This window comes from Pseudomonas sp. BF-R-26 (assembly GCF_019947395.1).
In the GTDB taxonomy this organism is placed as follows: Bacteria; Pseudomonadota; Gammaproteobacteria; order Pseudomonadales; family Pseudomonadaceae; genus Aquipseudomonas; species Aquipseudomonas farris.
Genome location: NZ_JAGYGK010000006.1, coordinates 340,724 through 364,634, shown reverse-complemented (window position 1 = coordinate 364,634; position 23,911 = coordinate 340,724). Strand labels below are relative to the sequence as shown.

Below are 23,911 nucleotides of genomic sequence, written 5' to 3'. Positions count from 1 at the left end.
GCGTGTAATGAGTAGTGATCGGGAAGTGTTGGAACAAATTCTTGGCGGAACAATTGAGCAGCGTGGGCAACGTACGCTGCCAGGCTTAAGACCTGTTGAGGGGGTGGAGTTTGTTTACTACGAAGACGATGGGAAGAGTAAAGCCAAGAAGCAATTTAACGCCATCTTGGATTCTGCAGGTTCAATAAGGGCAACTAGCGGTGGCGTTGTGTCCGACAGTTGCAAAATTTATATGCCGGATGGCCATCTGTTTCATGTGTTGTCTTACCATGGAGATATAGATGGTTGGCGGGAGGCAGTTGAGTCAGGAGCAAAGGCTCGTGGCCTGCTTCTTGCCCGAATTGAAGGTGATCAATTTGTTATCTCCGATGGCCGCTCGATCCCTCTGTTAGAGTGCAAAATAGAGTTCTCTTGAACCCTGCCAACCTTCAACACCGGCCTCGTGCCGGTGTTGTTTTATCTGCCGAACTGTTGATTCTTTTCTGCTATTCGGCAGCTACCGAACTGCTACTTATCCGCTCTCAACTGGTATCAGGAAAAGGGGATGGATTTATTTTTTTTGCTTCGGGCGCATGGTCAGAAAATAAATCCCCTTATGTCACGAGGTGTAGAACATCAGGGAGGCATTAATAGAGCGCAAGGTTCAGCAGAAAAATTATTTGGTAGATAACTATGAAAAATGCAGTAGAAATGCGAAAGCTTATAGACGCAATAACATCCGCTGAGCTTTATGAAGGGGGTTATGGTGACTGTATATCTAAGGGGGGAATAGGGGACAGACCACGTTTTTTTTGATGGTAAGCAAAAGCGTGGTCTGTCCCCTAATGCTTCCGCAAAACCCACAGTCAGACCAATAAACAGACGATGTTTAATCGACATCTCCAGATACGCACTCAGGCTACACAGCCTTGCGCCGTTGCCTACGACTACGCCAGAATCCGCCGGCTTGTGCGCCTTGGGGGCGGGCTCTATCGTTTGCCGGTCGCTGACGAATCAGCGATCGGGTCTCGCAGCCCGTGTATCTCTAGACGCACAACATCCTCCGTTCGTGAACAGGTATGCCTGTCCGTTCATGTTATGGCGGCTGTACGTGGGAGACCTTCGGGTCTGCCGGTTCTAGAGTCCCGGTCTGCGACCTGCGTATAGCTGCCACCTCTTTTCGTCTCGCAGCGAACCGTGGCGGCTCCATGACTCTAGGAGCTTCATCTATGATCAAACCTACACCCAACCCACCGGAAACCGATCCAACACCCCCCTACGATTCCCTCGATTCAAAAAAACTCAACGAAGCCGCCGACCGCGCCCTCGACCACTACCTCAAACCGCCCATCCCCAAAGACACCAAGCGCAAGCCCAGCACCATTTACCATGTGGGTGAGAAGGTCGATAACGAAACCCTGCTGGTCAACGCCTGCGAATCCCTGGCGTCAGCGAGCATGATGCTCAGCGAGTTCGCCGGATTGATGGACATGCCACATCGCAACATGATGTTGGGGATTCAACAGGTGGTCATGCTTGGTGAATTGGCGGTGAATCGAGTGCTGGATAACCTCGATCCGCGAGGCTAGACAGAAAAACCAAAAGATCTATGGCAATGGGGCTTGTTGTGGCGAGGGGGCTTGCCCCCGTTCGGCTGCGCAGCAGTCGTAAAACCGGCCTACGCGGTGTGCCTGTATAAATGCAGTTGCAGGTTTTGGGGTTGCTTCGCAACCCAACGGGGGCAAGCCCCCTCGCCACAATGGGGTCCTGACTGAGTCCTCCAAATGCAAGAAACCCCGCATCACGCGTGGTTTCTTGTTTTCGGTGGTTTAAACGGCAACTCAAGCCCGCTCCCACAGGGTTTTGCGTATTAAGCCACCACCTGATAACACGGCACATACTCCGCGCCACCCGGCAGTTTCATCCGGTGTTGGGCGACGAAGGCTTTGAGCAGTTTGTCCAGCGGCTGCATGACGGCGGCATCGCCACGGATCTGGTACGGCCCGTGTTCTTCGATCAGACGGATGCCCTTGTCCTTGACGTTGCCGGCGACGATGCCGGAGAACGCGCGGCGCAGGTTGGCGGCCAGTTCGTGGGAGGGCAGGTTGCGGCTCAGTTGCAGGTTGGCCATGTTGGCGTGGGTCGGGTCGAACGGGCGCTGGAAGCCTTCGTCGATCTTCAGCAGCCAGTTGAAATGGAACGCGTCGTTGCGCTCGCGACGGAACTGTTTGACCGCTTTGAGGCCTTGAGTCATCTGCCGCGCCACTTCAGCAGGGTCGTCGATGATGATCTCGTAGTGCTGCTGCGCGGCTTCACCGAGGGTGGCACCGACGAAGGCGTGCAACTGCTCCAGATACGGCGCGGCGCTTTTCGGCCCGGTGAGGACCACGGGGAAGGGCAGGCTTTCATTGTCCGGGTGCATCAGGATGCCGAGCAGGTACAGGAACTCTTCGGCCGTGCCCGCGCCACCCGGGAAAATGATGATGCCGTGGCCGACGCGGACGAACGCTTCCAGGCGTTTCTCGATGTCCGGCAGGATCACCAGTTCGTTGACGATCGGGTTCGGCGCTTCGGCGGCGATGATCCCGGGTTCGGTCAAGCCGAGGTAGCGGCCACCGTGGATGCGCTGCTTGGCGTGGGCGATGGTCGCGCCTTTCATCGGGCCTTTCATCACGCCCGGGCCGCAACCGGTGCAGATGTCCAGGCTGCGCAGACCGAGTTCGTGGCCGACTTTCTTGGTGTACTTGTATTCTTCGGTGTTGATCGAGTGGCCACCCCAGCACACCACGATTTTCGGTTCGACACCGGGGCGCAGGGTGCGGGCGTTGCGCAGCAGGTGGAAGACGTAGTCGCTGATGCCCTGGGAGGTGCTCAGGTCGATGCTCAAGGCGTCGAGTTCGTTTTCGGTGTAGACGATGTCGCGCAGGGCGCTGAAGAGCATTTCCCGGGTGCTGGCGATCATTTCGCCATCGACGAAAGCGTCGGCCGGGGCGTTCAGCAGTTCCAGGCGTACGCCACGGTCTTGCTGGTGAATGCGGATTTCGAAGTCTTTGTAGGCTTCCAGGATGGTCTTGGCGTTATCGACGTGGGCGCCGGTATTGAGGATGGCCAGGGCGCACTGGCGGAAAAGGGTGTAGGTGAGGCCGGTTCCGGCTTCGCTCAGTTGCTGTACTTCACGTTGGGACAGTGTTTCCAGGCTGCCTTTAGGGCTGACCGAGGCGTTGATTACATGTCGTTGGGTCATTCAATGATCCTTAAAACGATGTCACCCGCCGGCAGGCGCATGGCATCCGAATAGTGTGTATCCATGGAGAAGATGGCACGAACTGCGCTGTATCGCCATGTTCCCCGTTTGACGATGGAAAGATGAAAAGGAGCCCCAGCATAGCTAAATCCTTCGGGGAGGCGATAATGCCCCGCAGTCTTTTTGCTACAGAGCCTTTCCCATTGATGCAAGGAACCCCGTCGCGATGTTCGAAATCCAGCCAATGAATGCCGAAACCTATCGACGCCAGACGCGACGCAGCACGGTAATCATCGCCCTGATGTTCCTGGCGCTGGCGATGGTGCTGTCCACGGCGGCGGTGGCGCTGTTCGGTGAGCCCGGCGGTGACAATCTGCGTTTTAACGTGGGTGGCGTGTTTGCCGCATTGTTGCTGATGGCGGCGCTGATGCGCGGCAAGTTCTGGACCCAGGAATGGATGGCGCCAGCGGTCTACGGTTGGCAGCTCAAACGCAGCCTGATGAGCATCACCAACGTCATGCACCAGGTGACGGCGGCAGTGGAGAAGGGCGATCCGAGCGCCATGAAGCTGCTGCGTTTTTATCATCTGGGACTGAGCCAGATGCACCAGTTGGACGGCAATTCCAGCGACCATAGCCAGCTGACCCGTGAGATGGACCAGCACAAGGCGCGGATGGAGGCGCTGGGCATCGAGACCGAACAGACGCAATTGAATCCGGCCTGGCTTGAGGCGGTGAAGCAGACGCAGATGTAGGCTGACGATCACTGGCGATGAGCAATTTCGTGCAAATCACCTATCGTATTCGTTGATGAGTCATAGTGGTCCGAGCGCCAGCCACGGCTGGCTGGCGCTAAAAGGGCGAACGGGAAAATTCGCCATGTCATAAGGGATTAAGGGAGCGTCATGGGGCATCCGTTCGTCAAAGATCGTACTGAAAGCACCCGGCTCGCCACGCCTTGGGTACCCGAGCAGGTTGAGTCGAAACTCAAGGTTCGATACGCAGTCATCCTGCTCGTTGCGGTGTGCCTGTCCATGACGGCCATTGTGATCGGGGAAGGCTGGAACGCGCGGCAGTATCATCTGCGTAACAGCGAAGTGGCGATGTCTAACCTGGCGCAAACACTGGCCTCGCAGGCGCGAGCATCGATCAAACAGGCCGACACGCTGCTGTTTGCCGTGGTGGACCGTCTCGAAAACGATGGCATGGAACCAGCGAAAATTCCCAGACTGCAACGTTTGCTCCACGCCCAGCGCGGTGAGCTGGCGCAGATCCATGGGCTGTTCGTTTACGACGAAGAAGGACGCTGGCTCGCCAACTCCAATAACGCTGTCCTGCCCAATGCCAATAACTCTGACCGTGAATATTTCATCTACCACCGTGATCATCCCGACCGCGGTCCTCATATCGGTCCATCGATAAGAAGTCGCTCGACCGGTGAGTGGGTCATGACCGTGTCACGCAGGATCAATCACGCCGATGGGCGGTTTGCTGGCGTGGTGGCGGCTTCGATCTATCTCAACCATTTCCTGGACCTGTATAACAGCATCGACATGGGCAGTAACGGGGTGGTCAATCTGATCGCCGACGACGCCACCATCGTCGTTCGCCGCCCGTTCAACGAAGCCGATATCGGCACCAGTGTCGCCAAGGGGCCGCTGTTTACCCAGCTGTTGCCCAAGGGCGATTCCGGTACGGCAATCGTCAAATCCTACGTGGACGGGGTGGAGCGGGTGGTGGGTTTTCGGCGGGTCGAGGGTTATCCGCTTATTGTTTTTGCCGCGCTCGACAAGCAAGAAGTCCTGGCCAGCTGGCTGCGGGAGTCAATACTCAGTGCGGGCATCGTCTCATTGCTGCTGGGGTTCCTGGGCGTTCTCGGCTATCGCCTGATCCGCGTCATGAAGCAGCAGAATCATATTCAGAACGAATTGCTGGAGGCTCAGGAAAAACTCATTGAGGTCAACCACAGCCTTAAATTGCTGGCTCTGGAGGATGCACTGACCGGGCTTTCCAACCGACGTCAATTCGACCTGTTCATCCTGGCGGAAATGGGCCGTGCCAGGCGTACCCACACCAGCCTGGCGTTGCTGATGATCGATGTCGATCATTTCAAGAGTTTCAATGATCACTACGGTCATTTGGCGGGCGATGAGTGTTTGCGCAAGATCAGCACCATCATCACTGACAATATCCAGCGCCCCGGCGATCTTGCTGCCCGCTTCGGTGGCGAGGAGTTTACGGTGGTGCTGCCCGGCACCGATTATGTGGGGGCGTTTCTGGTGGCGGAAAAGATCCGTCGCGCGGTTCAGCAAATGGACATCAAGCATAGTGGCAGTCCCGAAGGCCTCGTCACGGTCAGTCTGGGGGTCTGTGCCTACAACCAGACGGCGCAGAGCCAGCCCGAAGATTTGATCGGCGCAGCAGACAAGGCGCTGTATGTGGCCAAGGCCAGTGGCCGGAACATGAGTGTCATTGCCAACTGAACTCAGCCAGACCGGTCACTGCCCCGAACGGGTTGGGTGCCGCAGCTTCCATAAGCGGATCAGCCGCAGGTAGATCAGCACGTTGATCGCCAGCACCACGCTGCCCAGCCCCAGCTGAATCGTGGGTGTCAGCCCGGCCGGATAAATAATCGGCCACACGTAATGCTCGATAAAACCGCCGCCGTAGCCGGTTTGCCCGGCCGCTTGGCGCATGAGGTTTTCCCAATCGGTCAGTGGGCACGTCAGGTGGAAAACTTCCACGATCACGCCCCACGCGGCGGCGGGCAGGTGCCACCAGGCCAGGCGGTGCCATTTGAGCACCAGCAGCCCGCCGAACAGCACGAACAGAATGAACAACAAGTGAGACAGCACCAGCCCGTCGGCGGCGATTCGGTAAAGCATGTCGATTCCCTGACGCGTTATGTGAATCGCTCCATGTTACTCGGGCTGGGTGCGTGTGCTCTATCGATTGCTGTTTTCAAGCACTGCCAATACTTCTTTCAAACGCACCGCCGTGGCTTCGCTGCTGCATTGCATCGGCGCGCGCAGCTCGTCATGGATCAACCCCTCAAGGGCCAGGGCGGTTTTCACCGGGGCAGGATTGGGCTCGATGAACAGGCTGTGAATCAGCGGCAGCAACTGGAAGAAGGTCGTTCGGCCGGCCGCTAACCGGTTGTCGCGGATCTGTTGATACAGCGCCACGAACAGCTCGGGATGAACATGGGCCGAGGCGGCAATCGCGCCTTTGGCACCCAGACACAAAGCGCCGAAGATCTGGTTATCTTCACCGCACAGCACGTCAACCTTGCCGCTGGCGAGCAGCGCAAGCGTGGTGGCTGGATTGCCGCCGCAGTCCTTGATCGCGACGATCCGCTCATGGGCGACGATCCGGAGCAAGGTTGCCTGCTCGAAGGCTATGCCGGTGCGATAGGGAATGTCGTAGAGAATGACCGGGACGCTGGAAGCATCGGCGACGGTCTTGAAAAAGGCTTCAAGGCCAGCCTGGGACGGGCGGATGTAGTACGGCGGTGGAACCAGCAAACCCGCCAGAGAACGTTTCAGGATTTCGCTTTGAAATGTCAGCAATTCGGCAAGATTGTTGCCGGCCAAGCCCATGACCACACGTTCTGGCGGAACCAGTTCCAGCACCGCATCGAGCACCGCCAGCTGCTCATGTTTGCCCAGCGCTGCGGCTTCCCCGGTGGTGCCGCAGACCACAATGCCATCGACGCCTTTTTCCAGCAGATGACTGACCAGCCGCCGCAACCCGTCGAAGTCGATCGCTCCATGGTGAAACGGCGTAACGATGGGAACCCAGATACCTTGAAACGATGACATGCACTTTCTCCTGAAGGTTGACCGATTTCGTCACCGTCAGAAGCGTAGAAGGAAGTCAGCAAGAAGGAGGGAGTGTCCGCCGCGCTCAATGTCCTGTCAGCTCATCTGACGGGACAGCGCGCCCCGGTCACATGAGCGACTGTTTCTTCGATTTAAGGGCGTGCGCAACGCAACCTTGCGCCTTGGCATTCAAGCCAATGACGACAGTGTTGAGGTTGAAGGTTGCGGACATGGTTGCTTACACCCTGAATGAGGTGCTCAGTTTTAAAAGTTGGCGCGATATTTGTCAATCTCGAAAATCAGCACCGGTTGCGTGCAATTGCGCAAGATTGTTCAAGCCATCCACCGCGACTGCTGGCACAGTCTGGGGTCCTTCCCTGGTTGTAGAGCGTTATGTCCAACTCACTCATGCCGCGCAGTGCATTCCTTCGCGGTGCCGCGGCCATCATGCCGTTGTCCCTGGCGACTGCGCCTTGGGGGTTGCTGGCCGGATCCATGGCCATCGAGGCCAATCTCACACCGCTGCAAGGCCAGGGGCTGTCGAGCATCGTGTTTGCCGGCGCGGCTCAATTGGTCGCCATCGGCATGCTCAAGGGCGGTGCCGGGGTCTTTTCGATTCTGTTGACCACGCTGTTGCTGACCTCCCAGCATTTGCTTTACGGGATGAGCATGCGTTCAGTGATTTCCCCGTTGCCAGGCCGCTGGCGTGTGGGGCTGGGCTTTTTGCTCACCGACGAGTTGTTCGCCCTGACCAGTCAGCATGACAAACAGCAGTTCAATCGCTGGTACGCCCTGGGGGTGGGCCTGACGTTCTACATCGCGTGGAACCTCTTCACTCTGGCGGGCATTGTGCTGGGAAGCAGCATTCCGGGTCTTGAACACCTGGGGCTGGACTTCTCCATCGCGGCGACCTTTATCGCCTTGATCACACCCGTGGTGCGCAACGTTCCGACGGTGGTCTGCGTGGCGGTTTCGCTGTTCTGTTCGGTGCTGTTCAGCTATTGGCAATGGGGCTCGGCCCTGGTGTTGTCGGGGTTGGCGGGCATGACCGCGGGCTTTATCTGCAACAAACTCTATGTGGGGCGCACATGATGGTCTGGGCTGTGATTATCGGGATGGGCCTGTTGGTGTTCCTGAACCGCTACGTATTTCTCGAGCCTCGGCTGCCGGTGCGCTTGAGCAGCAATGCCCGGCAATTCCTCGGTTTCGCGGTGCCGGGCATGCTTACAGCAATCTGCGGACCGATCGTGTTCATGCCCGACAAGCAGTTGAACCTGCAGTGGGACAACCCTTATCTGATCAGTTCGCTGGTGGCCGTGGGCCTGGTGCTTTACACCCGCAACACCTTGCTCAGCATGTTGTTGAGCATGGGGTTCTTCTTTTTGCTGCGGTGGTGGCTCTGAGTCGTCTTATCCGAAACTGTTCTACGCTTAAAACAGATGACAGATCTTTTTGAGAAAGGAAGGGAGGTGGACATGGCCACTGAACCAACGCGTCCGGACCCGGATGAGGACATCGATGAACCGACGGAGGAGGAGCTCGAGCAGCAAAGGCGTTCGAGGCCGGACTGGAAGCATCCTGACGACGGTAAAGAACTGTCAGACCGTGACCAGGAGCGCCCGCTGAAGCCCTGATCGGCTGGTAATCAAAATCAAAAGATCGCAGCCTTCGGCAGCTCCTACGCATTTAATGTAGGAGCTGTCGAAGGCTGCGATCTTTTGATTTTTGGGGGCAAAACAATCTGACGGGCGCCTCCGAGAGCGGGCGCTGGAACCAAACACTGTGTACCCTTATCCAACCTCGGCTTGCAGCGGTCTGCGGGCCGGTCAAGGGATGAATGGGCGAGGGGTTTTTGCCATTAAACGTGATGACCGCAAGGTCTGGTCCAAGGCAAAACATGAAGCAGCTGGTCAAGGTTCTCTCCGCGTTCGCCATCGCAGTCGGCTTGTTTGGCTGCATCGCCGCGCCCATTGAAATGACGCCGCAGACGCAACAGGGTCTGCGCGCACAAGCGCCGATCCGCTTTCTGCTGACCTTCGACGACGGGCCCAGCGCGTCCGGTTTTTACAACCCGACCGTCACCGTGCTCGATAGCCTCGCGCGCAATCCGCTGCAACCCGACATTAAAGCCGTGTTCTTCGTGCAGACCCGTGACTCACGCGCCGGCGGCGGTGAAGCGGGTCGACAGATCATGCGTCGCGAACATGCCGAAGGACACCTGCTGGCCTTCCACACGGCTACGCCCCGGCACACCAATCATCGTTCACTGGACCCGGAAGAACTGGAGCAGTCGCTCACTGATGGCAGCGCAGACATCGCCGCGATCACTGGCGCCTCGCCGACCCTGGTCCGTCCGCCGTTCTGGAACTATGACAAGCGCACCTTTGCGGCCTATCAACAGCATGGCATGCACGTACTGCTGACCGACCTGAGCGCCAATGACGGCAAGATCTGGGGCTTCAACGCCAGCCCCCGTCGGCGGGCCAATATGCTGCGGCAACTGTCCGAAGTCCGCGAGCGCATTGCCCTCGGCGAGTTGCCGGCGGTGGACGGGGTGATACCGGTGGTAGTGACCTTTCATGACCTGAATCGTTATACCGCCCGGCATACCCGGGAATACCTGCAAATCCTTCTCGACAGTGCCAGTGCCACAGGTCTGGTCACGGCGCATAAAGCGTTTTACGACGACACGGCAGCGCTGCAGCGGGCGGCCATGGCGCGTACGGTCCGTGACAGTTCTGAGGCGGTTGAGCTACCAGGGATCTGGAACTGGTTGTGGGACGGGGATGCTCACTGAACGATGCCGGACGATTGACAGCTGCTACAAAACTCGCTGGCGCGTTGCGCAAGTTGATCTACTCTGAGTGGATCCAATCGGAAAACCGTCCCCGAGGGCGCCCGCCATGGTTCCAGTTCCCCAGCTTTGCAGCATTGTGGAGTCCGGTTTCAAACCGTTGTCCTGCGAATGCACCGTGAATCGCGATGAAACGTTGCGGATCAAGGTCTTCGATCACAGCACCGGGCGGATTGAGCTGTTGATCACCGGCGTGTCGCCCGATGAGTTGACCAGTGTCCGCGATATTTCCAACCTGATCGGCGAACTTCGCACCGAAATGCGCGCCGGGCGCAGAGCCTTCGCCGGGGTAATGGCTTAGTTTTCAAGCCTGTCGCGCGGCAGCAGTTCATCGATCATCTGCAAACAATGATTCAACCCCGGCGATACATCGCCCACGCGCCTGCTGAGGATGATCGGCGAGGTGGCGTTGTCTTCCAGCACCGGGGTGAAGCCAATGTCGTCGCGGTGCAGCAATTGCACTGAGGCCGGCACCAACGTCACCCCGATCCCCGCACCCACCAGACCGATGGCTGTTTGCAGCTCGTTGGTCCATTGCGCCACGTTGATGTGTACGCCATAGGATTCAAAAAGCGCGATTACATGATCGGCGTAACTGGGGCGCGGGTTGCCGGGGTAGAGCACGAAGGGTTCTTTTGCCAGTTCACGAAGGCTGATGGGCCCGGCCAGTAATGGATGGCCGGCGGGGAGGGCGGCGACCAGCCGGTCTTCAGTCAAAACAGTCTGGATGATCGCCGGGTCGTCGATGCGGATCCGCCCGAAACCAATGTCGATGCGCCCGGCCTTGAGCGCCTGCACCTGTTGCAACGTGGTCATTTCCGAGAGCCCCAACTCAAGCGCCAGCGGCTCGCCGCTGCGCAGTCGGCGAATCAGTTCCGGCAGCACGCCATAGAGGGTCGATGGCGCAAAGCCGATGCCCAGCCAGGTCTTTTCACCCAAACCGATCCGTCGTGTGTTGTCGCACACCTTGCCCAACTGTTCGAGCAGGGCGGTGGAATGTTCATGGAAAAACCGCCCGGCGTCGGTCAGCTTCAGCGGTCGGCCGCGCTCCAGCAGAAGCACCCCGAGTTCGTCTTCCAGCTGCTGGATCTGCCGGCTCAGCGGCGGTTGGGCGATGTGCAGCAGTTCGGCGGCGCGGGTGAAGTTGAGGGTTTGAGCCAACACCTGAAAATACCGCAGGTGACGCAGTTCCATGAGGCCTCCGAACGTTGATCTGTTAAATACCTATAAGGTATCGAGCCAGACCAATTCTATATTGGCCGTCCGGAAAAAGCCGTACGAGAATCCGTTCCAGAACTTTAAGAACCTGACGGGTATCGACATGCGTGCAACTGCCATTGAATCGATCGAGACGATCATCGTCGATCTGCCGACCATTCGCCCGCACAAGCTGGCGATGCACACCATGCAGAACCAGACCCTGGTGATCATTCGTGTGCGCTGTGCCGACGGCATTGAAGGGGTCGGTGAATCGACCACCATTGGCGGTCTGGCCTATGGCAACGAAAGCCCGGACAGCATCAAGACCAATATCGATAAACACTTCGCGCCATTGCTGCTTGGCCAGGACAGCGGCAATGTGAATGCCGCGATGTTGCGCCTGGAGCGCAGCATTCGGGGTAACACGTTCGCCAAATCGGGTATCGAAAGCGCCTTGCTCGACGCCCAGGGCAAGCGCCTGGGCCTGCCGGTCAGCGAACTGCTGGGCGGCCGCGTTCGCGATGCGCTGCCGGTGGCCTGGACCCTGGCCAGCGGAGACACCGCCAAGGACATCGCCGAAGCGGAAAAAATGCTCGACCTGCGCCGGCATCGGATCTTCAAGCTGAAAATCGGCGCTGGCGAGGTCAACCGCGACCTGGCCCACGTCATTGCGATCAAAAAGGCGCTGGGCGATCGCGCCAGCGTGCGGGTCGATGTCAATCAGGCCTGGGACGAAGCGGTTGCCCTGCGGGCCTGCCGGATCCTCGGAACCAACGGTATCGACCTGATCGAACAACCGATCTCGCGCAATAACCGCGCCGGCATGGTGCGCCTGAATGCCATGAGCCCGGCGCCGATCATGGCCGATGAGTCCATCGAATGCGTGGAGGATGCCTTCAACCTGGCCCGCGAGGGCGCCGCTTCGGTATTCGCCCTGAAAATCGCCAAGAACGGCGGCCCACGCGCCGTGCTGCGAACCGCCGCGATTGCCGAGGCGGCCGGCATCGGCCTGTACGGCGGCACCATGCTTGAAGGCGGTATCGGCACGCTGGCCTCGGCCCATGCCTTTGTCACACTGAACACACTGGGCTGGGATACCGAGCTGTTCGGCCCGCTGCTGCTCACCGAAGACATCCTCAGTGAGCCATTGGTCTACCGCGATTTCCAATTGCACGTCCCGCAAACACCGGGGTTGGGCCTTGTTCTGGATGAAGAGCGCCTGGCGTTTTTCCGTCGGGACAAAATATCCAATGCCACATCCACTGCCGTTCATCAAGCCTGAGGAGGGCATCATGCTGTTTCACGTAAAAATGACTGTGAATTTACCGGTCGACATGAACCCGGAACGCGCCGCTCAGCTCAAGGCCGACGAAAAAGCCCTGGCCCAGCGCCTGCAAGAGCAAGGCAAGTGGCGTCATCTGTGGCGCATCGCCGGGCTCTATGCCAATTACAGCGTGTTCGATGTCGACAGCGTTCAGGACCTGCACGACCTGCTGATGCAATTGCCGCTGTACCCGTACATGGCCATCGAGGTCAACGCGCTGTGCCGGCATCCTTCTTCCATTCGCGAGGATGACCGCTGAACCCAGCCTGTTCAGTTCGCTACGCTAATAATTACAAGATGAGGAACCACCATGAACGTCAAGATTTCCCACACTGCCAGTGTCCAGAAGTTTCTCGAAGAGGCCAGCGGTCTGCTCAATGACGCCGGCGATCCGCGAGTCAAGGCGCTGGTTTATCGCATCCTGCGCGATTCGGTGAACATCATCGAAGACCTGGCCGTGACCCCGGAAGAGTTCTGGAAAGCCGTCAACTACCTCAACGTGCTGGGCGCGCGTCAAGAGGCCGGGTTGGTGGTGGCCGGGCTCGGTCTGGAGCATTACCTCGACCTGCTGATGGACGCCGAAGACGAGCAGGCCGGCAAGGCCGGCGGCACACCGCGGACCATCGAAGGGCCGCTGTACGTGGCGGGTGCGCCAATATCGGAAGGCGAAGCGCGGCTGGATGACGGCGTCGATCCGGGTGTGGTGCTGTTCATGCAAGGCCAAGTGCGCAACACCGCCGGTGAACCGTTGGCCGGCGCGGTGGTGGATGTCTGGCACGCCAATACCGGCGGCACTTATTCCTACTTCGATACCACTCAATCGGAATTCAACCTGCGTCGACGCATCGTCACCGATGCCGAGGGCCGTTACCGTTTTCGCAGTATCGTGCCGTCGGGCTACGGCTGCCCGCCGGACGGTCCGACTCAGCAACTGCTCGATCAACTGGGCCGTCATGGTCAGCGGCCGGCGCACATCCACTTCTTCATTTCGGCAGCGGATCATCGTCACCTGACCACCCAGATCAACCTCGACGGCGATCAGTACCTGCATGACGATTTTGCCTATGCCACCCGTGATGAGCTGATTGCCAAAATCACCTTCAGCGATGATCCGCAGCGTGCGGCGGCCCATGGCGTCAGCGGTCGTTTTGCCGAAATCGATTTTGACTTCACGCTGCAGTCGTCTGCCCAGCCTGAGGAGCAGCAACGCCACGAACGGGTTCGCGCGCTCGAGGACTGATACCTTCGATCAGCCGAACCTTTGTGGGAGCGAGCCAGCTCGCGAAAGCGGAGTGTCAGTCAACGTTGATGTTGAAGCTGATGACCCTTTCGCGAGCAGGCCGCTCCCACAGGTCGGTCAACTGACACATCGATGCGAGCACTGCTCTAGAATCGCCCGACGCACCCTAAAACAACAATGAGAGCGAACCGATGATGCAAGCGCAATTGTTGAGTCATCGCAGCAGAGTCTTCGACCACGCCGACCCTTACGCGGTATCAGGCTACGTCAATCAGCATGTCGGCAATCATTGCCTCCAGATGCCCAGGTCCGGCCGGCCGCTGGCCAGCCTGGATCATCGCAAATTCGCCAGCCTCGACCTGTGCCGTATAAGTTACGGCGCCAGCGTGGGGGTTGTGTCCCATGCGCTGGACAGCATCTATCACTTGCAAGTGCTGCTGCGCGGCAACTGCCTGTGGCGTGGCCATGGTCAGGAACATTACTTCGCGCCTGGCGAGTTACTGCTGATCAACCCCGATGATCCGGTGGATCTGACCTATTCCAGTGATTGCGAAAAATTCATCCTGAAAGTTCCCACGCGGCTGCTGGAGTCGGTGTGCGAAGAGCAGCGCTGGCGGTATCCAGGGCAGGGCGTGCGGTTTCTGGAGAACCGTTATCAGCTCAATGAGCTGGAAGGTTTCGTCGGTCTGCTGGCGATGATTTGCCAGGAAGCCGAGGCCACCGAGCAGATTCCCCGGGTGCAGGAGCACTATGCGCAAATCGTTGTCAGCAAGATGCTTGGCCTGATGAAGACCAACGTTATGCGCACTGATCCCGGCTCACCCTCGGCCACGTTCGAGGCGCTGGTCGATTACATCGCGTGCAACCTCAAGCAGGACATCGACAGCGAAGAACTGGCACGCCAGGCGCGAATGAGCCTGCGTTCGCTGTACGGGTTGTTCGAACGCAATGCGGGGGACACGCCGAAAAACTACATCCGGCAGAAAAAGCTCGAACGCATCCACGCCAACCTGAGCGACCCGACCTGCAACGTGCGCAACGTCACGGAAGTGGCCATGGATTACGGCTTTCTGCACCTGGGCCGGTTCTCCGACAGCTACCGCAGACAGTTCGGCGAATTGCCATCGGACACCCTCAAGCGCCGCCATTGAACGTGCCCCCAATCCCTGTAGGAGCTGCCGAAGGCTGCGATCTTTTGACTTTGTTTTTAAAAGACAAGATCAAAAGATCGCAGCCTTCGGCAGCTCCTACAGTTTTGTGTCCGCCCGATATGTTACGGGCGTGCGCGATACCCTCTGCACAAAACGGATACAGGTCTGCACCCGGCGGATAGTGCGCCCCATCCCCTCGTCCTAGCATGGCCCTGCCTGAATAAAAACAATGGAGGCGGCGGCCATGACCCTGCGACCTGAATACCTTCACTCCCTGCTTGAAGAAGACCCTGAGCAGGGCATCTATCGCTGCAAACGCGAGATGTTCACCGATCCGCGGCTGTTCGACCTTGAGATGGAACACATCTTTGAAGGCAACTGGCTGTACCTCGCACACGAAAGCCAGATCCCCAACAACAACGATTTCTACACCACCACCATGGGGCGTCAGTCGATCTTCATCGCGCGCAACAAGGACGGTGAACTGAACGCCTTTATCAACGCATGCAGCCACCGTGGAGCGATGCTCTGCCGGCACAAGACCGGCAACAAGAGTTCGTATACCTGCCCCTTCCATGGCTGGACCTTCAACAACTCCGGCAAGCTGCTCAAGGTCAAGGACCCGGCGGCGGCCGGCTACCCGGCGAGCTTCAATTGCGAAGGCTCCCACGACCTGACCAAAGTCGCGCGTTTTGAATCCTATCGCGGTTTCCTGTTCGGCAGCCTCAGGGCTGACGTGGTGCCATTGGTAGAGCACCTGGGCGAGTCGGCGAAGATCATCGACATGATCGTCGATCAGTCCGCCGATGGCCTGGAAGTGCTGCGCGGTTCCTCCAGCTACATCTACGAAGGCAACTGGAAACTCACCGCCGAAAACGGTGCCGACGGCTATCACGTCAGCTCGGTGCACTGGAACTACGCGGCGACCCAGAACCAGCGCAAACAGCGCGAAGCCGGCGATTGCAATCCGACCATGAGCGCCGGCACCTGGGCCAAGCAGGGCGGTGGTTTCTATTCCTTCGACAAGGGCCACATGCTGCTCTGGACCCGCTGGTCCAACCCCGAGGACCGCCCGCTGTACGAGCGTCGCGACGAGTTGGCCCGGGACTTCGGCCAGGCCCGCGCCAACTGGATGATCGAGAACTCGCGCAACCTGTGCCTGTACCCGAACGTGTACCTGATGGACCAGTTCAGCTCGCAGATTCGCATCGCCCGGCCGATCTCGGTCAACCGTACGGAAATCACCATTTACTGCATCGCCCCCAAAGGCGAAAGCGACCACGCTCGTTCGAGCCGGATTCGTCAGTACGAGGATTTCTTCAACGTCAGCGGCATGGCGACCCCGGACGATCTGGAAGAGTTTCGCTCCTGCCAGACGGGTTACCAGGGCAGCGTTACCGCCTGGAACGACATGTCCCGTGGCGCCGAACACTGGGTGGAAGGCGCGGATGACGCGGCTAAAGAGATCGACCTGCACCCGCTGCTCAGCGGCGTGCGCACCGAAGACGAAGGCCTGTTCGTGCTGCAACACAAGTATTGGCAGCAAACGATGCTCAAGGCGTTGGCCGCTGAACAGTCCGAACTGATTGCAGTGGAGGCCGTGCAATGACCATTACCTATGACGCGGTGCGCGATTTTCTCTACCGCGAAGCACGCTACCTCGACGACAAACAATGGGATGACTGGCTGGAGTTGTACGCACCGGACGCAACATTCTGGATGCCGTCCTGGGACGACAACGACGAGCTGACTGAAGACCCGCAGCGGGAAATTTCGCTGATCTGGTACGGCAACCGCACGGGCCTGGAAGATCGCATCTTCCGCATCAAGACCGAACGCTCCAGCGCCAGCGTGCCGGACACCCGCACCTCGCACAACCTCAGCAATATCGAGCTGATCGAACAGGCCGACGGGCTGTGCAAGGTGCGCTTCAACTGGCACACCCTGAGCTTTCGCTACAAGACCGTCGACAGCTATTTCGGCAGCAGTTTCTACACCCTGGATGTGCGCGGAGAAAACCCGTTGATCAAGGCCAAGAAAGTGATCCTGAAGAACGACTACGTTCGACAGGTCATTGATGTTTACCACCTCTGAGGCGGCCGTCATGACTCATTCCATTGCGTTCAATTTTGAAGACGGCGTCACCCGATTCATCGACGCCAATGCTGGGGAAACCGTGGCCGATGCCGCGTATCGCCAAGGCATCAATATTCCACTGGACTGCCGAGATGGCGCTTGCGGAACCTGCAAGTGCTTCGCCGAGGCTGGCCGCTACGACTTGGGTGAGGACTACATCGAAGACGCCCTCAGCGCCGACGAAGCGCAACAGGGTTTTGTCCTGACCTGCCAGATGCGGGCGCAGAGCGATTGCGTGGTGCGGGTGCCGGTTTCATCGGATGTCTGCCGTACCCGTCAGGCCAGTTATGACGCGACCATCAGCGCCGTGCGTCAGTTGTCTGACAGCACCATCGCGCTGTCGATCAAGGGCGAAGCCTTGAGCAAACTGGCGTTCCTGCCGGGGCAGTATGTGAACCTCGGGGTTCCCGGCAGCGAGCAGACTCGCGCTTACTCGTTCAGCTCGTTGCAGCGTGACGGCGAAGTCAGCTTTCTGATTCGCAACGTACCTGGCGGCTTGATGAGCAGCTTCCTGACCGGCATGGCCAAGGCCGGCGACAGCATGAGCCTGGCCGGACCGTTGGGCAGCTTCTATTTGCGCGACATCCGCCGTCCGTTGTTGCTGCTGGCCGGTGGCACCGGTCTGGCGCCGTTCACCGCGATGCTGGAAAAAATCGCCGAACAGGGCAGCGAGCATCCGCTGCATTTGATCTATGGCGTGACCAACGATTTCGATCTGGTGGAACTCGATCGGCTTGAAGCTTTCGCCGCACGCATTCCGAACTTCAGCTTCAGCGCCTGCGTGGCCAATCCCGACAGTCGGCACCCGCTCAAGGGTTACGTGACCCAACACATCGAGCCGCGGCATTTGAACGATGGCGACGTCGACGTCTACCTGTGCGGCCCGCCGCCGATGGTCGAAGCGGTCAGCCAGTTCATCCGCGAACAAGGCATTGCGCCGGTGAACTTCTACTACGAAAAATTTGCCGCCAGCGCGGCGTAAGTATTTTCGCGGCGATGCACCTTTGTAGCAGCTGGCGAAGCCTGCGTTCGGCTGTAGCAGCTGTCGAGCTCCAGCGAGGCTGCGTTCGGCTGCGAAGCAGTCGTGAGTCCGGCTAATGCGGTCTGCCTGATGTATCGCAGTTTCTGATTTTACGACGGCTTCGCAGCCGAACGCAGCCTCGCTGGAGCTCGACAGCTGCTACAGATCGTGTTTCCCGTGAAAACAATTTTCGCAATAGAGGTACACATGAACAGATTCCACGAAAAAGTCGCGCTGATTACCGGTGCCGCCCAAGGCATCGGCCGGCGTGTGGCTGAACGCATGGCCGCCGAAGGTGCGCGGTTGATTCTGGTCGACCGCTCCGATCTGGTGTTCGAACTCCAGAAGGAATTGGGTAAGAGTAGCCAGGTGCTCGCCCTGACCGCCGACCTTGAGCAGTACAGCGAATGCAGCCGCGTGATGCGCACCGCTGTCGAACGTTTTGATCGCCTCGATGTGCTGGTCAACAACGTTGGCGGCACGATCTGGGCCAAGCCTTTCGAGCACTATGAAGAGGCGCAGATCGAGGCCGAAGTCCGCCGTTCATTGTTCCCTACGTTGTGGTGTTGCCATGCTGCGCTGCCGTTCATGCTTGAGCAAGGCAGCGGCGCCATCGTCAACGTTTCGTCCATTGCGACCCGCAGCGTCAATCGCGTGCCGTACGGTGCGGCGAAGGGCGGGGTCAATGCGCTGACCGCTTGCCTGGCGTTCGAAACGGCCGGTCGTGGCGTGCGGGTCAACGCGACTGCCCCCGGTGGCACCGAGGCGCCGCCACGGCTGATCCCGCGCAACACCGCGCAGCAAAGCGCTCAGGAAAAACTCTGGTACCAGCAGATTGTCGACCAGACCCTCGACAGCAGTTTGATGAAGCGCTATGGCACGCTGGATGAGCAGGCAAGCGCTATCCTGTTTCTGGCCAGCGACGAAGCCTCCTACATCACCGGCATGATCATGCCGGTCGGTGGCGGTGATTTGGGTTGAGTGGCTTGCAGTCGCGCGGTTAATACCTGTGATCTACAAGCGACGCTGAAACGCTTTGACGATTCTGAGTGTGGCGTCGCTTGTGTTCAGGTTCTGTACCGCGTCCAGCGGATACCAGATGCAATCAAAGATTTCATTTTGTGGCCGAGCCTTTGCCAAGTTTACGACCAACGCCTCGTAGACATGATGCCGAGTGCTGGTCGTCTCCCACTCCATCAAGTACAGCAGGTCGTCGACCTCAAGCCCTGTTTCTTCGTAAAGCTCTCTTGTGGCCGCGCCCGCAGCAGTTTCGCCAGGCTCGATTTTTCCGCCCGGCAGGGTCCAGCGCCCCCTGGGTTTGCGCACGAAGAGGATATGCCGATCCTGCTCGCAAATGACGGTTGCACGTACTTTCATGGATTACCCGACTGCTATCTGTCACAAAACAGTTATGAAAATGCAATATTCAGACCGAAATCCGCAGAAGTGTCTGCTTCAAGGGTTGGAGTCGACAGGGCGGCTGAAAGTGCAATGAAATGCCGGAATCCTGACGCGACGTCTGGTTGGCACCTCAGTGAAGGTCGGGTGTAAGGTAGTTGAGTCGATCCAGGACTATCACTGCCGAAATGGAGGTGACTATGAGCGTTCCGATGCTGACTAAAATGCACATGAACGGCTATGACGTACTCAGCGTGAACAACGGCCCCTGGCGGGTGTGCACCAAAGGTGACCGGCTTGGAGCCTTTGGCAGCAGAGAGGAAGCACTGGCCTATGCGGCTTCGCTTCCCGCCTACAGAGCCCGGTCGGGTAAAGCGTCGCGCAGCCACAAATCAGAAAGCCACAAATCAGACAAATAGTGCGCCTGAAGCCCCGGTTCGCCGGGGCTTTTAATCGCTGTCAGGCGTGGAGATCAGTAACCGCTGCCACCCATCCCGCCTGTGGACGGGGAGTACTCTCTGGCTTTTTGTTGGGCACGACTCCATTGCGCGCAGGTCATGAAACTTTTGTGGTCGACCTTGCCCTGGCTGTCGAAACTGACATTATACGGCTGCTGATGGCCGGCCTGGGTCAGCTTGTAGTCAAAGCAGGTGCCAGGTTCCACCGTGCGCTGCGTTATCGATAAAGGCTGGCCGCCAATCTGCTGGACTTGTTCCTTGCTCATGCCGGTCTCGACCTTGGCGACCAGCGGTTGGTCTCGATAAACGTGTGATTCCGTGTTGCAGCCACCTGACGCCGCCAGCACGGCGATCAGCGCGCATAGACGCTTGTTCATGGCAGCGCTCTCTAATGAGGTTTCATCCGACTGATGGATTTTGCTTTTACTTCTTCAGCATAGCCCGCCAGTCGCTCTTCATCGCCCTGGAACAACGCGCACAGCCTTAGCGTTGCCTCTGCGTCCACATCATTGCCGGCCAGGCGCAACTGCTCTGCAATGCGCAAAAGCTCTACCGCCGACCACCTCAGATCCGAGGCCACACCTTGCAGGTCGCGCCGAAGTTGCTGTTCATATTCATTAAGCCACATGATGACCTCCTGCAATTCCCCGCTACGAAATAGTAGTCCCATTTACCTGTCTGGAGCGTTATGTTCGTCTGATCGCAAGAGAGTCGAAATCATGCAACAACCCGTCTACCAACTGCTGGAAGTCGCCAACGGCAAGCCGATCAAACTCTGGACCGAGGGTGTGCCGGTTGAAAGCGAAGCCCGGCAGCAATTGATCAATACCGCGAAGATGCCGTTCATCTTCAAGCACCTGGCAGTGATGCCGGATGTGCATCTGGGCAAAGGGTCCACCATCGGCAGCGTGATCCCCACCGTGGGCGCGATCATTCCGGCGGCCGTGGGGGTGGACATCGGCTGCGGCATGATTGCCGCGCGCACTTCACTGACCGCCGCCGACTTGCCGGACAACCTGCACGGCCTGCGCAGCGCCATCGAAAAGGCCGTGCCCCATGGCCGCACGTTGAGCCGTGGCCGCCGCGATGAAGGCGCCTGGAATCACGTTCCACATCAAGCCGATCAAGCCTGGGCGGCGCTGAGTTCACGGTTCAAGGCGATCACCGACAAGTACCCGAAACTTGCCAGTACCAACAACCGCCATCACCTTGGCACCCTCGGTACCGGCAATCACTTCATCGAGGTCTGCCTGGACGAGGCCAATCGCGTCTGGTTCATGCTGCACAGCGGTTCTCGCGGCGTTGGCAATGCCATCGGGACCCTGTTCATTCAATTGGCCCAGGCGGACATGCGCCAGCACATCGCCAATCTGCCGGACCGCGATCTGGCCTATTTCAAGGAAGGCAGCCGGCATTTCGACGACTACGTCGAAGCGGTGGGCTGGGCTCAGGACTTCGCCCGGCAGAACCGCGCGTTGATGATGCAGGCGGTGATTCAGGCCGCGCGGCAAGTGATTCGCAAACCTTTCGAGGTCGCGCTGGAGGCTGTGAACTGCCACCACAATTACGTGCAGAAAGAGCGGCACTTCGGTGAAGACGTCCTGGTCACCCGCAAGGGCGCGGTGTCAGCGAAGAAGGGCGAGCTGGGGATCATTCCCGGCTCCATGGGGGCCAAAAGCTTCATCGTTCGAGGGCTCGGCAACGAACAATCGTTCTGTTCCTGCAGTCACGGTGCCGGTCGGACCATGAGCCGCACCAAAGCCAAAAATACTTTCACTGTCGCAGACCAGATCCGCGCGACCGCTCATGTGGAGTGCCGCAAGGATGCGGCGGTCATCGATGAGATTCCGATGGCTTACAAGGACATCGACAAAGTCATGTACGCCCAGCGTGATCTGGTGGAAGTACTGCACACCTTGCGACAGGTGGTCTGCGTGAAGGGGTAGGAAGGGAAGGACCTCCATTGGTCGGGAACATTAACGCGAGTGAACAGCTCTGCTGTCGTATTGAGGTAATGATCTATTCGCTAGGGAGGCCATCTCGAATGACGACTACCGATGATTTCAGACACCATGCGCATGAGCTGATTGTTGACCTGGATGCGGCAACCACGGAAATGATGAAACTCATCTCGGCCCATCAGTTGAGCGGCCCGGAATGGGAGCGGGTCACAAAATGGCAGCATGAAGCGTACGAGCGATGGATGACGTATCTGAATGCGAGGTCGTATCCCGATTCTGGCTCGGGGGCCGAGCCGGGGCAGGGCGAAGCCCCTGTATAGAGACCGTCGGGTGTCCGCTGGATGTACAGATTACATTTCCCGTTTTTCAGTATGCGTGACGACCTGTGCCGTATGTCGGAGCCATATGTCGGAATCCAGGAACGGTCATTCCTGAAATAACTTCCAAGAGCAAACAGTCCCCGGGAGTTTGGCTATGAATGATGATCGAAAAAAGGCAGCCCTCGATGCCTGGTACCGGCTCTTGAGAGAACCGGAGGCCGGGATGGATTGTGAAGAACACTACGACAAACTGCTGAAAGCGGCGGATGAAATGGAGGGAGCCGGGCTCATCAACAACGCTGAATGGCGTGAACTGGTGCGCGATGCGCGAGGGGCTTTTTCCGCTGCAATCGACGGTGTCGGGAGTGGATCAGTCAGTAGATGACTTAAAAATAGTGTGGATATTTAATGAGTTAGGAGATTTAGTAACTGGATAGTGAGTCAGAATATCTTGTTACAAGTCGCGCGATTGGGTAATATTGCCCCGCGTTCACCACCACGGTTTATGCATTTTTAAAGCCCAGGCGTCCATCAGCTGCCTGGGCTTTTTTTTTGTCTGGAATTTGGAATGGCTTATGAGCGCGCTGCCGGCAGAGAGCCAGCAGCGTCGATGATGAGCGTGAAGGACAAACGTTATTGATACCTGTCGTTACCCGGCCGGATCAGCCTTGCGGCGATCGCTGCCGGATGGGTTGCCAGTGTCAAGAAGCCTCCTCTCCACCAGGACATTTTGCAGGGCCTGGCGTGCCGAGGGGCTTAGCTGATGTTCTCTCTCCTTGAGTTCGAGCAAGATGGGGTTGGACCATCCACGATAGGTTTGCTCGGAAATTCGAGTAGATGTCATCTATCTCTCCTTTGATGAATCGCCCGACAACACAGTGGGCGAAGTCCTGTGCGCTAAAAATCCTAGTTGAGGAAACGACTTGTCGCCAGTGAACGGATTGCAATGAGGTGCCGGTCATCCTTCGCGACGCGGGTGGTCCATGATTCGGGCGTAAACTTAAGAGGCTACCTCATCAAAAGGAGCCGCATATGATCGCCGACCAAATGAATAGACAGGAGTCGGAGCAAAGCGCTGTTTGGGATCAATACTTCTGTGCCGCGTTGATTGCGGAAAGCAATCTGACGGCACCGGTGGTTGGAGAGGCCACCCACGAAGACAGGCAGAATCTGTTAATCCAAAGGGCCAAAGCACTCGCCGATAAGATGCTGGAAAACAGAAGATAACCGGAGCCCAGCCATTGCGCTGGGCTCTTCACTTTTTGATGTTCTTATCTTTCTTCCAAGTGAACGCTCCTTGGTCGCGGATCGTCTACAGTTGGTAGTTCATGGATACGGAGATCGAACATGAAGTGCCTAATCTGTCAGGCTGCCTCTAATACTGTTCACGCGGCTGGAGAATGGTCAGAAGTCAAATGCTCGGCTGGATGTGGACGCTACAAGGTCTCGGCGAACCTTGTGGCGAAAATGAAATTCAAGAACGAGTTCTTTGACATAGAACGCACAAGACGATGGCTTGAGATGGCGCGCAATGACGATCCGGTGCCGTTGATATCCACCTATGACTACTTCGTTTCCCTATTGCATCGCGACACCGAGGAAAGGTCGGTCATCGCGCCGATTCGCTCCAGGCAGCCGCTGACTTCGGATTAGAATCCGTCTGTCCTGGCTGTAACCCTGTCCCCCCGTAGGAGCTGCCGAAGGCTGCGATCTTTTGACCTTCAGCGGCTCCTGAAAGATCAAAAGATCGCAGCCTTCGGCAGCTCCTGCAGGGGCTCACGCAGGTATTGCTCGATCTATCGACA

The 23,911-nt window shown here is 58.1% G+C and carries 31 protein-coding genes; 23 read left to right on the top strand and 8 right to left on the bottom strand.

The annotated features are described in order from the left end of the window. The first annotated feature begins 7 nt into the window (after positions 1-7). Together KGB18_RS11380 and KGB18_RS11375 are read left to right on the top strand one after the other, a co-directional pair. Positions 8-415, top strand: coding sequence for a hypothetical protein (locus tag KGB18_RS11380; protein ID WP_223569901.1), 408 nt, complete (start codon positions 8-10; stop codon positions 413-415). Positions 416-1,208: 793 nt separating this feature from the next. Next, positions 1,209-1,568, top strand: a complete 360-nt coding sequence (locus tag KGB18_RS11375) for a DUF6124 family protein (protein ID WP_223569900.1) — start codon at positions 1,209-1,211, stop codon at positions 1,566-1,568. 281 nt (positions 1,569-1,849) lie between these two features. Here KGB18_RS11375 and ppnN read toward each other — a convergent pair whose 3' ends face one another. After that, positions 1,850-3,223, bottom strand: coding sequence for a nucleotide 5'-monophosphate nucleosidase PpnN (gene ppnN, locus KGB18_RS11370; protein WP_201121300.1), 1,374 nt, complete (start codon positions 3,221-3,223; stop codon positions 1,850-1,852). Between the two features lie 226 nt (positions 3,224-3,449). Here ppnN and KGB18_RS11365 point away from each other — a divergent pair, with 226 nt between their 5' ends. Then, a complete protein-coding gene (locus KGB18_RS11365) occupies positions 3,450-3,977 on the top strand; it encodes a DUF3087 domain-containing protein (RefSeq protein ID WP_123494201.1) in 528 nt (175 codons plus the stop codon). 150 nt (positions 3,978-4,127) lie between these two features. Next, positions 4,128-5,705: a sensor domain-containing diguanylate cyclase gene (locus KGB18_RS11360; RefSeq protein ID WP_223569899.1), complete on the top strand. Its 1,578-nt coding sequence runs from the start codon at positions 4,128-4,130 to the stop codon at positions 5,703-5,705. Positions 5,706-5,720: 15 nt separating this feature from the next. On the opposite strand, the gene KGB18_RS11355 is transcribed toward KGB18_RS11360, so the two are convergent. After that, positions 5,721-6,107, bottom strand: coding sequence for a DUF2784 domain-containing protein (locus KGB18_RS11355; protein ID WP_123722276.1), 387 nt, complete (start codon positions 6,105-6,107; stop codon positions 5,721-5,723). Between the two features lie 60 nt (positions 6,108-6,167). Continuing rightward, complete coding sequence (gene dapA / locus KGB18_RS11350) at positions 6,168-7,043, bottom strand: 4-hydroxy-tetrahydrodipicolinate synthase (RefSeq protein ID WP_223569898.1); 876 nt, start codon at positions 7,041-7,043, stop codon at positions 6,168-6,170. Positions 7,044-7,436: 393 nt separating this feature from the next. Between dapA and KGB18_RS11345 the strand changes: the two genes are divergently transcribed. The 5 genes from KGB18_RS11345 to KGB18_RS11325 all read left to right on the top strand — a co-directional run bounded on the left by KGB18_RS11345 (position 7,437) and on the right by KGB18_RS11325 (position 10,198). Further along, entirely contained in the window at positions 7,437-8,135 is a 699-nt protein-coding gene (locus KGB18_RS11345; protein ID WP_032830637.1) for an AzlC family ABC transporter permease, read from the top strand. Then, positions 8,135-8,446, top strand: coding sequence for an AzlD domain-containing protein (locus KGB18_RS11340; RefSeq protein WP_162830927.1), 312 nt, complete (start codon positions 8,135-8,137; stop codon positions 8,444-8,446). The genes KGB18_RS11345 and KGB18_RS11340 overlap by 1 nt, the downstream gene beginning before the upstream one ends. A 72-nt stretch (positions 8,447-8,518) precedes the next feature. Next, positions 8,519-8,677: a hypothetical protein gene (locus KGB18_RS11335; RefSeq protein ID WP_187326474.1), complete on the top strand. Its 159-nt coding sequence runs from the start codon at positions 8,519-8,521 to the stop codon at positions 8,675-8,677. A 263-nt stretch (positions 8,678-8,940) separates the two neighbouring features. Further along, positions 8,941-9,840, top strand: a complete 900-nt coding sequence (locus KGB18_RS11330; RefSeq protein ID WP_123722278.1) for a polysaccharide deacetylase family protein — start codon at positions 8,941-8,943, stop codon at positions 9,838-9,840. Positions 9,841-9,946: 106 nt separating this feature from the next. Next, a complete protein-coding gene (locus tag KGB18_RS11325) occupies positions 9,947-10,198 on the top strand; it encodes a DUF1652 domain-containing protein (RefSeq protein WP_038982798.1) in 252 nt (83 codons plus the stop codon). Here the strand turns inward: KGB18_RS11325 and KGB18_RS11320 are convergent. Next, complete coding sequence (locus KGB18_RS11320; RefSeq protein WP_123722280.1) at positions 10,195-11,091, bottom strand: LysR family transcriptional regulator; 897 nt, start codon at positions 11,089-11,091, stop codon at positions 10,195-10,197. The genes KGB18_RS11325 and KGB18_RS11320 overlap by 4 nt on opposite strands. Positions 11,092-11,218: 127 nt before the next feature. Between KGB18_RS11320 and KGB18_RS11315 the strand changes: the two genes are divergently transcribed. The 8 genes from KGB18_RS11315 to KGB18_RS11280 all read left to right on the top strand — a co-directional run bounded on the left by KGB18_RS11315 (position 11,219) and on the right by KGB18_RS11280 (position 18,950). Beyond that, positions 11,219-12,379 (top strand): muconate cycloisomerase family protein, encoded by a 1,161-nt coding sequence (locus KGB18_RS11315; protein WP_223569897.1) that lies wholly within the window; start codon positions 11,219-11,221, stop codon positions 12,377-12,379. Between the two features lie 10 nt (positions 12,380-12,389). After that, positions 12,390-12,680 carry a muconolactone Delta-isomerase gene (gene catC / locus KGB18_RS11310; RefSeq protein ID WP_123722282.1) on the top strand — a complete coding sequence of 97 codons (291 nt, stop codon included), beginning with the start codon at positions 12,390-12,392 and terminating at the stop codon, positions 12,678-12,680. 51 nt (positions 12,681-12,731) lie between these two features. Next, positions 12,732-13,661 carry a catechol 1,2-dioxygenase gene (gene catA, locus KGB18_RS11305; RefSeq protein WP_201060750.1) on the top strand — a complete coding sequence of 310 codons (930 nt, stop codon included), beginning with the start codon at positions 12,732-12,734 and terminating at the stop codon, positions 13,659-13,661. A 191-nt stretch (positions 13,662-13,852) separates the two neighbouring features. Beyond that, positions 13,853-14,812: an AraC family transcriptional regulator gene (locus tag KGB18_RS11300; RefSeq protein WP_317850971.1), complete on the top strand. Its 960-nt coding sequence runs from the start codon at positions 13,853-13,855 to the stop codon at positions 14,810-14,812. 244 nt (positions 14,813-15,056) lie between these two features. Continuing rightward, positions 15,057-16,421: a benzoate 1,2-dioxygenase large subunit gene (gene benA / locus KGB18_RS11295; RefSeq protein WP_223569896.1), complete on the top strand. Its 1,365-nt coding sequence runs from the start codon at positions 15,057-15,059 to the stop codon at positions 16,419-16,421. Beyond that, a complete protein-coding gene (benB, locus tag KGB18_RS11290; protein WP_095632602.1) occupies positions 16,418-16,906 on the top strand; it encodes a benzoate 1,2-dioxygenase small subunit in 489 nt (162 codons plus the stop codon). Before benA ends, benB begins: the two co-directional genes overlap by 4 nt. Positions 16,907-16,916: 10 nt before the next feature. Further along, entirely contained in the window at positions 16,917-17,930 is a 1,014-nt protein-coding gene (gene benC, locus KGB18_RS11285) for a benzoate 1,2-dioxygenase electron transfer component BenC (protein WP_007895558.1), read from the top strand. Positions 17,931-18,176: 246 nt separating this feature from the next. After that, the gene (locus KGB18_RS11280) at positions 18,177-18,950 is read left to right on the top strand and encodes a 1,6-dihydroxycyclohexa-2,4-diene-1-carboxylate dehydrogenase (RefSeq protein ID WP_123722287.1); all 774 of its coding nucleotides are present in this window, start codon (positions 18,177-18,179) and stop codon (positions 18,948-18,950) included. A 33-nt stretch (positions 18,951-18,983) separates the two neighbouring features. Here KGB18_RS11280 and KGB18_RS11275 read toward each other — a convergent pair whose 3' ends face one another. Continuing rightward, the gene (locus KGB18_RS11275) at positions 18,984-19,346 is read right to left on the bottom strand and encodes an NUDIX hydrolase (protein WP_123722288.1); all 363 of its coding nucleotides are present in this window, start codon (positions 19,344-19,346) and stop codon (positions 18,984-18,986) included. A gap of 221 nt (positions 19,347-19,567) precedes the next feature. Here KGB18_RS11275 and KGB18_RS11270 point away from each other — a divergent pair, with 221 nt between their 5' ends. Continuing rightward, positions 19,568-19,786, top strand: coding sequence for an SPOR domain-containing protein (locus KGB18_RS11270; RefSeq protein WP_123722289.1), 219 nt, complete (start codon positions 19,568-19,570; stop codon positions 19,784-19,786). Between the two features lie 53 nt (positions 19,787-19,839). On the opposite strand, the gene osmE is transcribed toward KGB18_RS11270, so the two are convergent. Then, complete coding sequence (gene osmE, locus KGB18_RS11265; RefSeq protein ID WP_123722290.1) at positions 19,840-20,202, bottom strand: osmotically-inducible lipoprotein OsmE; 363 nt, start codon at positions 20,200-20,202, stop codon at positions 19,840-19,842. Between the two features lie 11 nt (positions 20,203-20,213). Further along, positions 20,214-20,453 (bottom strand): hypothetical protein, encoded by a 240-nt coding sequence (locus KGB18_RS11260; protein WP_223569895.1) that lies wholly within the window; start codon positions 20,451-20,453, stop codon positions 20,214-20,216. A 91-nt stretch (positions 20,454-20,544) separates the two neighbouring features. On the opposite strand from KGB18_RS11260, the gene KGB18_RS11255 reads away from it, so the two are divergent. The 3 genes from KGB18_RS11255 (at position 20,545) to KGB18_RS11245 (ending at position 22,491) form a co-directional block, all read left to right on the top strand. Beyond that, positions 20,545-21,771, top strand: coding sequence for an RtcB family protein (locus KGB18_RS11255; protein ID WP_223569894.1), 1,227 nt, complete (start codon positions 20,545-20,547; stop codon positions 21,769-21,771). 98 nt (positions 21,772-21,869) lie between these two features. Then, complete coding sequence (locus tag KGB18_RS11250) at positions 21,870-22,106, top strand: hypothetical protein (protein ID WP_052964462.1); 237 nt, start codon at positions 21,870-21,872, stop codon at positions 22,104-22,106. A 154-nt stretch (positions 22,107-22,260) separates the two neighbouring features. Next, on the top strand, positions 22,261-22,491 hold the full coding sequence (locus KGB18_RS11245) for a hypothetical protein (protein ID WP_123722292.1): 231 nt from the start codon (positions 22,261-22,263) through the stop codon (positions 22,489-22,491). Between the two features lie 264 nt (positions 22,492-22,755). Here the strand turns inward: KGB18_RS11245 and KGB18_RS11240 are convergent, their stop codons facing one another. Then, entirely contained in the window at positions 22,756-22,950 is a 195-nt protein-coding gene (locus KGB18_RS11240) for a hypothetical protein (RefSeq protein ID WP_008074997.1), read from the bottom strand. A gap of 188 nt (positions 22,951-23,138) precedes the next feature. On the opposite strand from KGB18_RS11240, the gene KGB18_RS11235 reads away from it, so the two are divergent. Beyond that, the gene (locus KGB18_RS11235) at positions 23,139-23,333 is read left to right on the top strand and encodes a hypothetical protein (RefSeq protein WP_030130625.1); all 195 of its coding nucleotides are present in this window, start codon (positions 23,139-23,141) and stop codon (positions 23,331-23,333) included. Between the two features lie 120 nt (positions 23,334-23,453). Further along, positions 23,454-23,759 (top strand): hypothetical protein, encoded by a 306-nt coding sequence (locus KGB18_RS11230; RefSeq protein WP_123722293.1) that lies wholly within the window; start codon positions 23,454-23,456, stop codon positions 23,757-23,759. The last annotated feature ends 152 nt before the right edge of the window (positions 23,760-23,911 follow it).